Consider the following 13,052-nt stretch of genomic DNA (forward strand, 5'->3'; position numbering starts at 1 on the left):
AAGCGTAAGGTATACTGCCGCTAAAGTACTTCGGTCTCTTTTATCATTCTCTTTGGCCATGTCGGAAATGTGGCATTAGAGCCTTGTTGAAGTGACGGGGCATGTTGAGAGATAATGCCGTTAAAAGGCAAGGTCCTGGCTGCGGAATTATATTGCAACCACAACACGCTGTGCTTTGAAGATGTGATAGTTTATGATGCCTGCAGATCTCCTGTTATTACTGGTCTCTTACTTGCCCAATGGAACCCTGCAAATTTTGAGGCTTCTGTTTGGTGATCGGCAATGTCGGATGCAGAGTGTCTGGGGCAGTGAATATGTTTATTGAGCCAGGAAATCCTGATACAAAAGGCTGGATACTTACAGGTTATCATTAAACAATAAAGCAGATTTTCGGTTATAGTTCATGCCGCAAGTTTCACAAATTCTGCTTTGCAGAGTTGTTGTTGCACTTCTGTCATGATCCGGTCTTTCTCTTTCCCTGTGCTTTCTCTCTTCCAAAAATGTGCCTCACTTTCTGATCTTTTCTCAGTTTTTATCAGATTACAGCAGGCACTGTATCCTTCTTCCTGTAGTCTTCAAAATTTTTCAATTCTCAAGACTAACCGATCAATCAGCTGGACTATTTTCCAGAAAAGCTGTGAGTATTATTTATCCCAATTTATCTATCCTGACATGCAGAGTCCAGTAAAAGCATAATCTGCGATGACTGCAGACCCGGCAGGATCTGGCTTTCATCTTAAGTACAGGTTTTTTCTACAGCTCTGGCTCGTCAATATGTAGATAAATATAAGAACAAAGATGTATAGCAGTAGCTGTTATCAATCGTTCCGTTCTATCCTTTAAGCAAGCCTCCTCATTACACACAGCAAATATTACTAAAACTGTTCACACACTACGAGTTTTGCCTCCTAAAAAAAGGAAGACACCTTCCTATTTGAAGGGGATTGGTTAAAAATCTTTCGTTTTCAATGTTTTTATTCTGTGTGTGGCTCCGGCTCATAAGGATAAAATACGCAAAAAAATTGGATAATTTTCCCTGCAAAGAGGTTTTAAGTTTTTGACCAAAAAAGCTGACTGAAGGGCGAAAGCTAAAGCAGGTCTGGGAGCTCAGTTAACTCCCCTTACCTGAAGCAGCTGAAAATCGATTTCATCCGGAATCGTAGCAAGGAAAACAAAGGTATTGTATCCAAGTTTCTGAACTTCTTTGATTGCATTTGCCTGGTTCTCGTCCAGATCTCTCGAGTTGCTCACGATGCAGAAAGACTTCCTGTTTCCTGTGTTCACAAGAAAGTTAAAAGCTGTACCATAGGTATTGAGGAAGGTAACCAGATTCTTAAGCTCATCCCAGCTGTTGCACATATGGAGATTTTTGGACCCCATATTTTCCACATACCAGTCCCGGCTGACATAGGAGTAGGATGCATACTGCTCATTCAGTTCATCAAAAGCCCTGATGATTTTGTTAAGGTCTTTTTTCAGGTTTACCCATTTCCAGTTCTGTGTTGTGAAATAGCGGGCTGCCACTATCTCAAAGATTGACTGTTTATCCTCATATTCAAGTTTCATTTTCTCACATCTCTCTTTTTTCCTGTTTTCCGGTATTCAGAATATATCGTCCTGAGCATAACTCCTGTTGAATCTAAGAGCAAGTTCGGCTTTTTCCAGTTCTCTTCCAAGATATGCAGCATGATCCAGGCGAGAGACCAGATTGAGTTCAAGTAATGTATCCATAACTTCCCTGGCACTTTCTCCTGCAACTGCAGCTTTCTCATGTTCAGCTACAATCAGCCCGCCGTTTCCGCCAATTCTGTCCGGCACAATTCTTATACTAATTGGGCCCGCTGGATCTGTACGCCAGTTTTTCGAAGCTCTGGCAGTGATCACTTTTTCGGGGAGGGGGCTGTCAGGACGCCTCCTTTTTTCCTTTATGCAAAGAAGGTCGATTCCAAGGTCTTTGGGGGAACTTTCCCTTATTCTGCAAAGCTGCATCATCTCAGAGGCTTTTTTTAATTCCCCTATGGATCCCTGGGCTTTATCGCTGTATTCGGGGGTAAAAAGGATACTTGCCCCGATTTCTGCCCCAATCCCGCAGAGTGTGGCATTTACTCCTATTGTATCTACATCCATGAGCTCGGTTACATTGCCTGCTCCGAAGAATAACGGGACTTCAGGATGCATCCGGTGAAACTCATGGTAGCGTACAATGGATTCGGTTATATTGTGGCCTACCGGGTCAAGGACGGGGTCAGCTATGATTTTTTTAATTCCCAGCCTGCGGGCAGCTTCTATATTTCTCAGCAGGCTTTCCAGGCTGTTCCCTTCATCAGGAATTATGACTGTGGCAACACCTGATTTTGCAACTGCCGGACCTGCGGTGTCCATGTTTGTGCTGTTGAGGCTCAGAACAAGGTCTGCTCCTGCCTCTATTCCTTCCTTTATCAGCTCAGGGTCAAGAGTATCTATACTCACTGGAACGCATGTGAGAGATTTTGCAAGAGATACCGCACTCCGAATCTGTCCTGGAAGGGTGTTAAGTGAAGCTCCGAGGTCGATAATATCTGCTCCCCGGGCGATAAAAGCTTCGATTTTTATCTCCAGGTCAGCAGGGTTCATCTCTGCTGCTCCTACAATCTCCCCCATGACTTTCATGCGTGAGCTTCCTCCCAGCTTAACCTCCCTGAGGGTGAGGGGAGAAATGGCTTCTTCTTCGGCTTTTCTGATAAGCTCAAGAGCTTCTTCCTTTCGCACATCTGCAAGGAGCTCACAGGCAGGGATCTTTTCAGAAAACTCAACGTCCTCTGCGAAGCGGAGCACAAAGCCGAGGTCATAAGCATGTTTCGGACCCAGCCGGATTTTACAGTCCAGCTCATCCGATACCTTTGAAAAGTCCCCTGCTACAAGCCCGGGAATCAGAATAAGGTCATATTTTTTTGAGAGCCCGGCTTCCTCATAGGCTTTGAAAAGCTTTCTGGGGGTGATAAAGGCAGCAATGTCAATGTCTGCTACAAGGACGTCTGCTTTTTCTCCGACTGCTTTCCTTACGGTATTTTCCGCAAGCCGCCCTGTTGCAATTAAAATGTTCATGTTTTTTAGATAGAATAGCTAATAAAAAAGAGTATCTATCTGAAAATCGCTTCAAAAAATAAGTTTTCGGTCAGGAAAAACCCGAACTTTCCGCCCTGAGGAAACTTCCTTTCTCTTGATTTCGGGTTGCTCTCCTGAATGGTCCGAAGAATATTTAGGGGAGCCCGAAAACCTGCGGGTTCGGGCTTTTGCCTGGTATTGGTTTAATTTATGAAATCAATAATTGATTCTTCGTGCTTCTTTCTTAGAGGCCCTGCAGTCTCTGCTTTTCTGGCCGCCATTGACGCTCTTCCAAATCTCTTTTCCTGGATCTGATCAGCTTCGGTTCTGGACTCCAGGATTCCAGCTCCCGCCTGAGGACCCAGGATCTGGGCGGACTGGACGCCTGTCATTATTGCCATTACACGGACTTTACCTTCGTAGTCTTCCCTTATTCGTGCGCCCCATATTACATTGGCATTCGAGGAAAGTTCGTAAGTAAGCATGGAGGCAATTTCCTCAGCTTCCTTCAGGCTCAGGTCAGGCCCGCCTGTCACATGGACAAGGCTTCCGGTTGCACCTTTGTAGTCAACATCAAGCAGGGGGTGGTTCAGGGCTGTCCGCACAACTTCAGTGCTCTTGTCCTGGCTCTTTGATTCCCCTACAAGCATTACGGCAACTCCGCCACAGCTCATGATTGTCCTTATATCTGCATAGTCAAGGTTGATCAGAGAGGGCACTGTAATGGTTTCAGTTATTCCTTTTACGGTTTCTGCAATTAACTGGTCCATTACTGAGAAAGCCTGGTCAATAGGAAGGTTGGGCACGTAATTAAGCAGCCTGTTGTTGTCCAGAACAATTACTGTGTCTGCTGCCCTGCGCAGGTCTTCGAGTCCTTCTTCAGCTTTGAATATGCGGGCTCTTTCAACTCTGAAGGGGCTTGAAACCATTCCTACGACGATTGCTCCCTGTTCTTTTGCAACTTCGGCAACTACAGGGGCAACTCCTGTTCCAGTACCTCCTCCGAGGCCTGCTGTAACGAAAACAAGGTCTACATCCTTTAAAACTTCTTCAAGGGTGCCTCTTGCAAGTTCTGCGGCTTTCTTTCCGGTTTCAGGATAGCCTCCTGCCCCCAGTCCTCTTGTAAGGGTTTTTCCTACAAGGATCTTCTTGTCAGCCCTTACATTGTCAAGGTGCTGCTTGTCTGTATTGATGCAGACTGTTTCTGCACCTTCAATTCCAATGTTGTAGAGACGGTTTACGGTATTGTTTCCTGCGCCCCCACATCCAACAATCATAATTCTCGGCTGTCCGAATTCTTCAAATTCTTCATCGGAGGAGGAAGCCTTTCTGGATTCCTTCTCTTTTTCGCTATATCTCATTGCTTCCTGTACTATAGATTGCAATTTATCCCCTCGGTTGGATTTTATTTATTATATATCTCTAATTTTTCTTTCACTCCCCCACCCTCTATATCGGGGGGTAAATTTTGCCAGTATCAAGTATTGGGGATAACCTGTAAAAACCTAATAAAAGATTTTCATCCGTTATCTTTAATAAGTTGTCACTCTACTAATCTTTAAACATTTCGGGTATATTTAAACAGTATTTTTAAGTCATATATGAAGTTTAAATATATCATCCATAAATTTCATATATTTTACTTATTTTTTGCTTTTTGTTCCTGAACCCTCCAGGACAAAAAGCAAAAGTTTACGCAATGTTTATATACAGTATCTTAAATTTTTCTAGAAAGTCTCGTTTTTCAGGAAAGCTGTCCTGATCATTCATATCAGGGCAATTAATATTTTCTTTCTTATCTGTTAATTTACTGCCATGCTTCCCTCAAATTATTGAATATGTAGCATCTATACTACGTCTTCTTGAGACTTCTAAACTGGAATACTCTCAATTTAATGAAACTGTTTATATTATTACTATTTAAGTAGAGTGCTCATCTTAAAAACTTTTTCGGTATCTTTCGAAGATTTTGCGGCGCTTGCTTATTTTTTCCAGTACTGAGAAATAACTGCACATAAGTGTTTATATAAATTTAAGTTCAATATTCTGATTTCTTGATGTTTTTTAAATTTGATTTATCAAGAGAGCGGCTTGCTTACTTCTCCAGAGGAATACTTTTAATACTACTTTTTCAGGAAGTCTCTGGAAAGCTTTAAGACTGCAAAACCGTTTTTATTTTGAACCACTTTACCTTAACTCTTAACTTAACTGAACTCAGGAAAACTCCAGGTTATTTATTAACGTCCCTATATCTTCGTTGTCATTTCTCGGTTCAGGAGCCAGAAACGTGTTAAAAGCATTAATTTTTGATATGGACGGTGTTCTCGTAGATTCCATGCCTTTCCACGCAGCCGCCTGGAAGAAGGCTTTTCTAGACATGGGCATGGTAATAAAGGATGAGGATATCTATGCAATCGAAGGTTCAAACCCCCGAAACGGCCTTCCCCTGCTGATCAGAAAAGCCAGAAAAGAACCCGAAGCCTTTGATTTTGAAACTATCACGGCAATCTACAGGCAGGAATTTAACCGTATTTTTAAATTGAAGGCTTTCGATGGAATGAAAGAGTGCCTTGAACTTCTTAAATCACGATTTCTGCTCTCAGTTGTCTCAGGTTCGGACCGTTTTATCGTTAACGGGATTATTGACCATCTTTTTCCCGAAATATTCGATACTGTTGTCACGGGAGATGATGTTCTTAATTCAAAGCCGGATCCTGACCCTTTTCTGAAGGCAGTTGAACTTCTTAATGTCGGTAAAAAAGAATGCATTGTGATCGAAAACGCGGTTCTGGGTGTGGAAGCCGCAAAAAAAGCTGATATCTACTGTATAGGAATTCCCACATACGTAAAGCCTTCAGAGCTTGATAGGGCGGATCTTGTTGTGGGGGACCATCAAAAGTTGATGGAACATCTCCTCAGCCTTGAGCCTCTTTTCAGCCCCGAATTTTCTCTCCGGCGCAGGTGATATAATATTCAGTAAACATTCAGTAAAAATTCTGTAGAAACCTTAGCTCACCATAAACTCTTATCTGGTATCTTCTATTATTTTTTATGTTGACCTCTCTTAAAAACATAGTGTGGCCCCAGAGGGGGGTCACAGAAGTCTCACGGTTTCAAGGTTTGTGAGAGCGCGGGTTTCTATCTTCAATTTCTTGTAAACGGAACTTGCCAGGTCAACACAGGCTTTTTCGTCCCCATGCTCTGTGAACACTCTTTCCGGACGGGGCTGCATTCTTTTAATATATTCCATGAGCTGCCTTCTATCCGAGTGGCCTGAGAAGCCGTCCACAACCTGAACTTCCATATTCATTTTCAGCATTTCTGTGCTTCCGTTCTTTCCTGTCATAGGGATTTCTTTCCATCCCTTCTGGATCCTGCGCCCTATAGTCCCGTCAGCCTGATAACCTACAAACACGAGGGTATTGCGCTGGTCTTCGGCAAAAGCTTTGAAATAGTCCATAACAGGTCCTCCATTCATCATGCCCGAAGTTGCAAGGATTACACACGGGTGAGGATTCTGGATAATCTTCTGGCGTGCCTCATGAGAATCTACAGGTTTGAAGCATTCGGACAGGAAGGGGTTCTGGCCTTTCTGGAAGATCAGTTTTCTTAAATCATTGTTAAGGTACTCAGGATGTGTTGCATGGATTGCAGTTGCCTCCCAGATCATTCCATCAAGGTAGACCGGAACTTCAGGAATAAGTCCTTTCTTTATGGACTCTTCAAGCACGATCATAACTTCCTGGCTTCTGCCCACAGCAAAAGCAGGAATAATTGCAATCCCTCCGCGTTCAATGGTGTTCTTTACAACCATCTGCAGGTGCTTTTCTGCATCCTTAAGTGCGGGCTGGAAAGCATTTGCGTTTCCATAAGTAGCTTCACTGATAACCGTTTCAACCCTGGGGAACTTATTAACAGCAGGGTCAAAAAGCCTGGTTTTCTCATACTTGTAGTCTCCGGTAAAGACTACATTGTGAAGACCGTCCCCTATATGGAAGTGGGATATTGCCGAGCCCAGGATGTGACCTGCATTGTGGAAAGTCAGTTTTATATCAGGGGCGATGTCCGTTACTTCCTCATAGTCCAGAGGTATGGTGTGTTTGAGGGTCTTTGCTACCATCCCTGATTCGTAGGGAATCTTCTTTCCTTCTTTAGCTGCCACATCGATATAGTCGAGCTGGAGCAGCACCATAAGGTCTCTTGTGGGAGGTGTACAGTAAACAGGCCCTTCATACCCGTATTTGAAAAGCAGGGGAACAAGTCCCTGATGGTCCAGATGCGCGTGGGTAACTATTACGGCATCTATCTGGTTTAATGGAAAAACTTCAGGAACATAAAGGTAGGGTGTCATATTTTCGTCAGAACCCACATTAACTCCGCAGTCAATCAGGATTCTGGATTCAGGGGTCGAAAGCAAAAAACAGCTCCTTCCCACTTCTTTACATCCCCCAAGGGCTGTAACCCTTACCCACTGGTCTTTTGAGGTGCACTCCCTGTGAATTTTCCTCCCCACTGTCTTCAGGATTTCCTTTCTTTCTTTGAGGTTGTTCCGCATGAACTCCCTGATATTTTTCACTGTACGGGACTTAATAGGGGGAGTCCTGACAACTTTGGGAATCCAGCCGATCTGCTTTGTAATCTCTCTGAGGGTTGCGCCATGTTTTCCTATTACAAGCCCGGGCTTTTCGGCTTCGATGATCACTTCTCCGGAATCGGGGTCAAAATAGTAGCTCGAGATTACGGATTCTTTTGGAACAACTTCTTCAATTATAGAAATAGAGTCCTCAGGAGTAGCAAGCACTCTGGGGTCAGGACGCATGGCAATACGTGTCCTGAGGTCTTTTGCCAGGTTGCGGATTATATTCCCGTCGTCTGCGAATTTTCTGGGCTCTTCGGTATACAGAACAAGCTGAGGGCCTTCGAATTCGACGTCGGTAATGGTAACTCCTGCAGGTAGATTTTTCTCAATTTTATGTTTGAGGTCTAATAGCACGTCTTCTATAGGCATTAAGAATCTTCCTTTTTGTCAAAAAATCAAAAAGATCTGGATGTTGAAAAAATAATATTTGAAAAAGGTGTTAGTTTGTATATTGAAATAAAAAACCAACAATTAAATTATTAGTTTAATGAAGCCCTTCTGGATTTTACTTCTTCAGGATCCAACCTTTTGAATGCCTCCTTTGTAATTACGACTACATCGATATTTTCTCCGGAAGCTGAGTCTCTTTTCGTTGCATTGTGGATCGCCCGGATCGCGAGGTCAAGACCTTCACTTACAGTCATGTCCTCTCTGTACTGGTCTTCCAAAACTCCGTATGCCATGGGAGAACCAGAACCGGTAGCCGAAATCCTTGTCTCTTCAATGCTTCCTCCCATTGCGTCCAGTGAGTAAATCGCAGGTCCATTCTTGTCAACCCCTCCGATAAGGAGCTGGACCATCATGGGATAATAGCGGTTAGCATTTAAAAAGTTCGACATCAAAGTAGCAATCCCTTTGATTGTCATGGATTCGTTCCTGCGCATCTTATAGAGCTGGGACTCAACACTTACTAATCGCACAAGCTGCTGGGCATCCCCTACCGAACCGGCAGTGGTCATCCCTACCAGGTCATCAATCTGGTAAACTTTCTTTGCAGTTTTGCTTGCGATGAAATGCCCCATAGTGGCTCGCTGTTCACTTGCGAGCACAATTCCATCGGTACAAACTACTCCTACGGTAGTTGTGCCCTTTAAATATTTGTCATTATCCATAAACATACCCTCATAATAAGCTGAAAATGAGAAAATGGCGCTAAAAAAAATGTTTTAGTTGAGGTGAGCATTTTTAGCTTAAATCGCAGGATTTAGCAATCCATTATCTCATTATTAATATCGCTATATATAAGTTTTCCTCCCTTTTTCTAAATGCGTTTGCATTTAAAACCGGAAAGATTAATTAGATAAAATAATTTCTCTGTTTTTTATAAATGAACATTCATTTTCGCTGCAGAAACCCGGAATTTAATGTGAAAGTTCTTCCACTTCTTCAGCCAGTTTCTTTACCCTCTGAATTACCTGTTCAGGTACATTTTTTTTACGCATGAACTCCAGCCTTTCCTGTATAGTTATCCTGCTTGTACCTTTTACAAGGTTGTCTGCATGCGCAACGATCTTTTCCTCCAGACTCCTGGGGAAATAGTCATCTTCAGGAAGTCCGAACTCTTTTGCTTCTTCTTTAGAGATTCCAGCTCCGATGTGCCTCTTAATTATTTCGGCAACTTCAGGTTCGATTCCTTTGCTTGTAGCCAGCCTGAATCCTTCAACTGCGTGTGCAATCTCATGTGTCCTGCACCTGCCGGAGTCATGCAAAAGAGCCCCAGCTTCTACAAGCTCCAGATTCACATCCTGCCCTGCTGCTTTTGCTTTTTCTGCAATCTCGACTGCCAGTGAGGCAACCACTTTGCAGTGCTCGATTACGTTCGGGGCACAGCCAAATTCTTCAAGCAGCCTTATTGCTTCGGCTCTGGTTGTCAAGATAAATCCCTTATGCAGACAAAGCATCCACGCGTTTTTTCAGGGCTCCCACAAAGCGAGAATTGTCATAGAAGACAAGGTCTTCCCCACACATGGGACAGAGAAATTCTGTTTCCGTTGCTTCGTCAAAAAGAAGACGAACACAACTCTGCGGGCAAACGTAAAAAACATTATTTTCTTCAAATTCAAGGCGGGTCTTCAGATTTCTCAGCAGTTTTTTCTTTTCCCTCATAAGCTGATGCTCTATATCGGAAAAGTCCAGATGCCAGAGATAAGTCAGCCATCCGCTATTGGAATCTCTTTCCCGGCGGCAGATTGCAAATTTATTCTCATAGAGTATAAAAAGAGTTCTTCTCACGGTATTCAGCAGAACTCCAGTCTTATTAGCAACTTCTTCATCCGTGATCTCGCCTTCGGGCATTCCTTCTATCATTTTAAGTCCGTCTTCCCCTACAAGGCTCATGAGGTATCCTCTAATTACCTTGTCATTCAAATCGACCAAAGTGTTCACCTCGCAAATCCCTTATCTAAATTGAACATACCAGTATTAAAGCTTACATTATGACTTTTCTTAAAAAGATTTTCACGTCTGGAAAACTGAACTTTTAGCAGCTGAACCTCATGCTTCTCTAGCGGGGCTCAGTGACTCTATTTCTCCTGTAATGCGATCCGCAATAAAAGTCTTTATCCTCTCTGCTCCTCTTTCGAGAGATTTTATTGCCTCATCTCTTGTTGAGGCGGATGCAAACAGGGAGGTAAGAGGCCAATCAGGCTCGATAACAGTGTCCTGAGGCGGAATATCCGCGATTTTCTCCCTGAGAATGACTTCCATGAGTTCTCTGTCTATAAAAAGTTCTCGATCCGAGTAAAGAACTCCCCTTGCAGCAAACATTTTTGCATCTGGTTTTTCCGGCAGTTCTCCTCTAAAACAACCAGCATGAGCTTCAAAAAGGTTAATTCCCATAGCCTTTTCAACCGTGTCCAGGCTTCCCTGGAACCTGGGGTTTACTTCCAGCGCCACAGGTCCCTGTTCAGTGACCAGAAAATCAACTCCATTAGAGCCGATGAGCCCGAGTTCAAGCACCAGTTTTTCTGCAAGTTTCTCCATTTCCTTTGCATACTCCGTCCTGAAAGGCGTTATGTTTCCACAGTAGGCAAAAGGCAGCCTTGAAAGCCATGGTATCCCTATCAATTGCTCGTTCACAGCAACTGCCAGAGCTTCGTTTTTTGTAGAAAGCAAAGAGACGCTTGCAGGAGTTCCCTCAAGAAACTGCTGAATAACAATTTCATTTTCCGTGAATCCCTGATCCAGCCCGGATAATTCTTCCAATGCTGCCAGAAGTTCCTGTCTGTTCTTTGCAGCCCTGTTAAATATTCCTCCTCCTCCTGTAGCGGGTTTGATAATTACAGGATATTCGATAGTGTCCAGCTCGTCAGGGGAATAACAGCGAGGATGTGGTATCCCAAGAGCTTCAAGCCTTTTTGCAAGGTGCAGTTTGTTTGAAGCTTTCTTCACTGCTTCAGGACTGCTGGCAAGTACAGGGCAGGGAAAACTGTACGGATCCAGCATCTCCATTCCCGAGCCGGGCACGATTGCATCAAAATCAAGTCCGAACTCCTTCATTTTAGCTATTATCCATTCAGGATCAAGCTGACGGAGTTCGCCTGAGGTTCTGCATTCAAGAAGAGCTGATGCATATGCACATTCCTGAAGGTCAAGGTCACGGAAAGCATCAATAGAGCAGACAGTATAACCTGCCCTGCCTGCAGAGCAGACAATGTTTCGCGTATCAAACCCAATTACAAGGATATTCTGCATATTTTCCTCTTTTCTTCGGATCTTTCATTTTTCCTGCGGAATATCTGAGTGTGCCAGCGCAAAGATCCCATACTCCGTTTTCAGAACCGGGATTTCGCTGCCTGCTTCTGCGTTAAAAGACATCGGTTTTTTAATTGCGACAGTTTCATAGGTCTCAGGATCAAGCACAAGAATTGCATTTTCTTCAATTGAAACCAGAACTGTAAGGACAGCATCCTCGATATTTGCAATTTTCTCCGCGCCTTTGAGCTCTTCAGGAGTTGAGATAAACCGGGAACCGTCTTCAAGGCTTATTCCGTTTACCTTCTTGCCTGAACTCCTTATCTGGATGATTCTCCCTCTAAACCTTATTACATCCCCGGGTCTGAACTCCGGAAGTCTCATGGCAAAAGTAATCCTGTAGAGATTTTTTCCATCTTTCATGCCGACAAGAGTAGGGGATTCGGAAAAACTGCCTCCCAGCTCAGAGATAATCATGCGGCAGACCTGCCTGCTGGCGTTCATGGAGCCCATGTAAAGGTCGATGCCTTCTTTTTGCTCCTGGTAGTCACTTATAAATGCCAGCCGGTCACCTTTTTTCTTCATGCTTTCCATAGATTCTCTGGCTATGGCATAGCAGCGCTTTTTTTCCTCTTCGCTCGGGAACCTGCCCGCTGCCCTTATCTGGATGATTGCTTCAAAATACCCTCCGGATTCACGGCTGCACATATCGCAGGCTGTCCGCTGGACCCTTACTTCGGTCTCAGCCTCGGCATGGACCGGTTCCTCTCTTACAACTGCGTCTACTTCAGCTCTCACCATGTATATATACGGTGTAATTTCCTTCGGCTCCAGGTAGAGTTCCACATCTCCTGCTTCGCTGTGAATATAAAGTGCGTTTTCTACGGCTTTCAGTACCACTTCTTCCAGCTTGCCGATATTTTCCCAGCGGCTCCTGTGGAAATATGCTCCGCAGCTGGAACAGATCCTTACATGGAGCACAAGGGGCAGCTCGATTAGTTTGAAAGTTTCAAAGAAACAGTTTCTGCAAACGGAATCAAAAAGTTTGTCGCATTCTGTGCCGCATTTCGGGCATGTAATAGAATTCATCTATAGTCCTTACGATTGTCTTCTTGGAGTAATAGCTTTCAAAAGTATTGAGAAACAATATTTTGAGTAACACCGAAGTCATCTTTAAGCATACTCATGTTATTTAAGAATAGCTGGATTTCCAATTTTCTTTATTCATTCTCTTAACTGCTGGACTGAAATTTTGTTATCATACCAGCCGAGAGCATTGAATTTTCTGAATGATTCCTGAAAAATACCCCATTTTGAAGCATATTATATCGGAATTTTCCTTATATAAGCATTTGTATAATTTTTCCTGGTCCGGTAGTTTTTAATGATCCAGGAACAAATATTTAGAGAAATAATTTAAATAATATTTTTTAAAAGTGATATTCCTGCCCCATTCCAGTATCTGCAAAGCTCTGCATAAATATAACAGTCTTTCACAGATTGTTATGAAATATCTTATTAAAAAAAAAGATAAAGTACCCGTGCAGAATGCACGGATGCTTTTGATTTAAACTCTGTTCCAACTTATTTCTTTGGCGGCCAGTTCTTTTCCATCCAGCCAGGCAGCCTTCCTGAG

General features: G+C 43.4%; 11 protein-coding genes. 2 read left to right on the forward strand and 9 right to left on the reverse strand.

All coding sequences use genetic code 11. The annotated features are described in order from the left end of the window. The first annotated feature begins 114 nt into the window (after positions 1–114). Complete coding sequence (locus PLL47_RS07585; RefSeq protein ID WP_324445585.1) at positions 115–276, forward strand: hypothetical protein; 162 nt, start codon at positions 115–117, stop codon at positions 274–276. 831 nt (positions 277–1,107) lie between these two features. Here PLL47_RS07585 and PLL47_RS07590 read toward each other — a convergent pair. The 3 genes from PLL47_RS07590 to ftsZ all read right to left on the reverse strand — a co-directional run bounded on the left by PLL47_RS07590 (position 1,108) and on the right by ftsZ (position 4,469). Further along, entirely contained in the window at positions 1,108–1,566 is a 459-nt protein-coding gene (locus PLL47_RS07590) for a hypothetical protein (RefSeq protein WP_324445586.1), read from the reverse strand. A 36-nt stretch (positions 1,567–1,602) separates the two neighbouring features. Further along, positions 1,603–3,084: a dihydropteroate synthase-like protein gene (locus PLL47_RS07595; RefSeq protein ID WP_324445587.1), complete on the reverse strand. Its 1,482-nt coding sequence runs from the start codon at positions 3,082–3,084 to the stop codon at positions 1,603–1,605. 203 nt (positions 3,085–3,287) lie between these two features. Continuing rightward, complete coding sequence (gene ftsZ, locus PLL47_RS07600) at positions 3,288–4,469, reverse strand: cell division protein FtsZ (RefSeq protein WP_324445588.1); 1,182 nt, start codon at positions 4,467–4,469, stop codon at positions 3,288–3,290. 902 nt (positions 4,470–5,371) lie between these two features. Between ftsZ and PLL47_RS07605 the strand changes: the two genes are divergently transcribed. Further along, positions 5,372–6,049, forward strand: coding sequence for an HAD family hydrolase (locus PLL47_RS07605; protein WP_324445589.1), 678 nt, complete (start codon positions 5,372–5,374; stop codon positions 6,047–6,049). Between the two features lie 129 nt (positions 6,050–6,178). On the opposite strand, the gene PLL47_RS07610 is transcribed toward PLL47_RS07605, so the two are convergent. The 6 genes from PLL47_RS07610 to PLL47_RS07635 all read right to left on the reverse strand — a co-directional run bounded on the left by PLL47_RS07610 (position 6,179) and on the right by PLL47_RS07635 (position 12,505). Next, the gene (locus PLL47_RS07610) at positions 6,179–8,092 is read right to left on the reverse strand and encodes a beta-CASP ribonuclease aCPSF1 (protein ID WP_324445590.1); all 1,914 of its coding nucleotides are present in this window, start codon (positions 8,090–8,092) and stop codon (positions 6,179–6,181) included. Between the two features lie 110 nt (positions 8,093–8,202). After that, positions 8,203–8,835: an archaeal proteasome endopeptidase complex subunit beta gene (gene psmB, locus PLL47_RS07615; protein WP_324445591.1), complete on the reverse strand. Its 633-nt coding sequence runs from the start codon at positions 8,833–8,835 to the stop codon at positions 8,203–8,205. A 249-nt stretch (positions 8,836–9,084) separates the two neighbouring features. Beyond that, the gene (locus PLL47_RS07620; RefSeq protein WP_324445592.1) at positions 9,085–9,597 is read right to left on the reverse strand and encodes a TIGR00295 family protein; all 513 of its coding nucleotides are present in this window, start codon (positions 9,595–9,597) and stop codon (positions 9,085–9,087) included. Between the two features lie 10 nt (positions 9,598–9,607). Further along, positions 9,608–10,099 (reverse strand): transcription factor, encoded by a 492-nt coding sequence (locus PLL47_RS07625; protein WP_324445593.1) that lies wholly within the window; start codon positions 10,097–10,099, stop codon positions 9,608–9,610. Between the two features lie 117 nt (positions 10,100–10,216). Then, the gene (locus PLL47_RS07630) at positions 10,217–11,416 is read right to left on the reverse strand and encodes an ATP-grasp domain-containing protein (RefSeq protein WP_324445594.1); all 1,200 of its coding nucleotides are present in this window, start codon (positions 11,414–11,416) and stop codon (positions 10,217–10,219) included. Between the two features lie 24 nt (positions 11,417–11,440). Further along, the gene (locus PLL47_RS07635; protein ID WP_324445595.1) at positions 11,441–12,505 is read right to left on the reverse strand and encodes a 60S ribosomal export protein NMD3; all 1,065 of its coding nucleotides are present in this window, start codon (positions 12,503–12,505) and stop codon (positions 11,441–11,443) included. Positions 12,506–13,052 lie beyond the last annotated feature (547 nt).

The organism is Methanosarcina sp. (genome assembly GCF_035390745.1).
Lineage (GTDB): Archaea > Halobacteriota > Methanosarcinia > Methanosarcinales > Methanosarcinaceae > Methanosarcina.

What these genes read in the sequence shown, in the direction of transcription:
- PLL47_RS07610 (WP_324445590.1), bottom strand. Translation starts at nt 8,092, where the DNA reads ATGCCTATAGAAGACGTGCTATTAGACCTCAAACATAAAATTGAGAAA.
- PLL47_RS07590 (WP_324445586.1), bottom strand. Translation starts at nt 1,566, where the DNA reads ATGAAACTTGAATATGAGGATAAACAGTCAATCTTTGAGATAGTGGCA.
- PLL47_RS07585 (WP_324445585.1), top strand. Translation starts at nt 115, where the DNA reads ATGCCGTTAAAAGGCAAGGTCCTGGCTGCGGAATTATATTGCAACCAC.
- psmB (WP_324445591.1), bottom strand. Translation starts at nt 8,835, where the DNA reads ATGGATAATGACAAATATTTAAAGGGCACAACTACCGTAGGAGTAGTT.
- PLL47_RS07630 (WP_324445594.1), bottom strand. Translation starts at nt 11,416, where the DNA reads ATGCAGAATATCCTTGTAATTGGGTTTGATACGCGAAACATTGTCTGC.
- PLL47_RS07595 (WP_324445587.1), bottom strand. Translation starts at nt 3,084, where the DNA reads ATGAACATTTTAATTGCAACAGGGCGGCTTGCGGAAAATACCGTAAGG.
- PLL47_RS07635 (WP_324445595.1), bottom strand. Translation starts at nt 12,505, where the DNA reads ATGAATTCTATTACATGCCCGAAATGCGGCACAGAATGCGACAAACTT.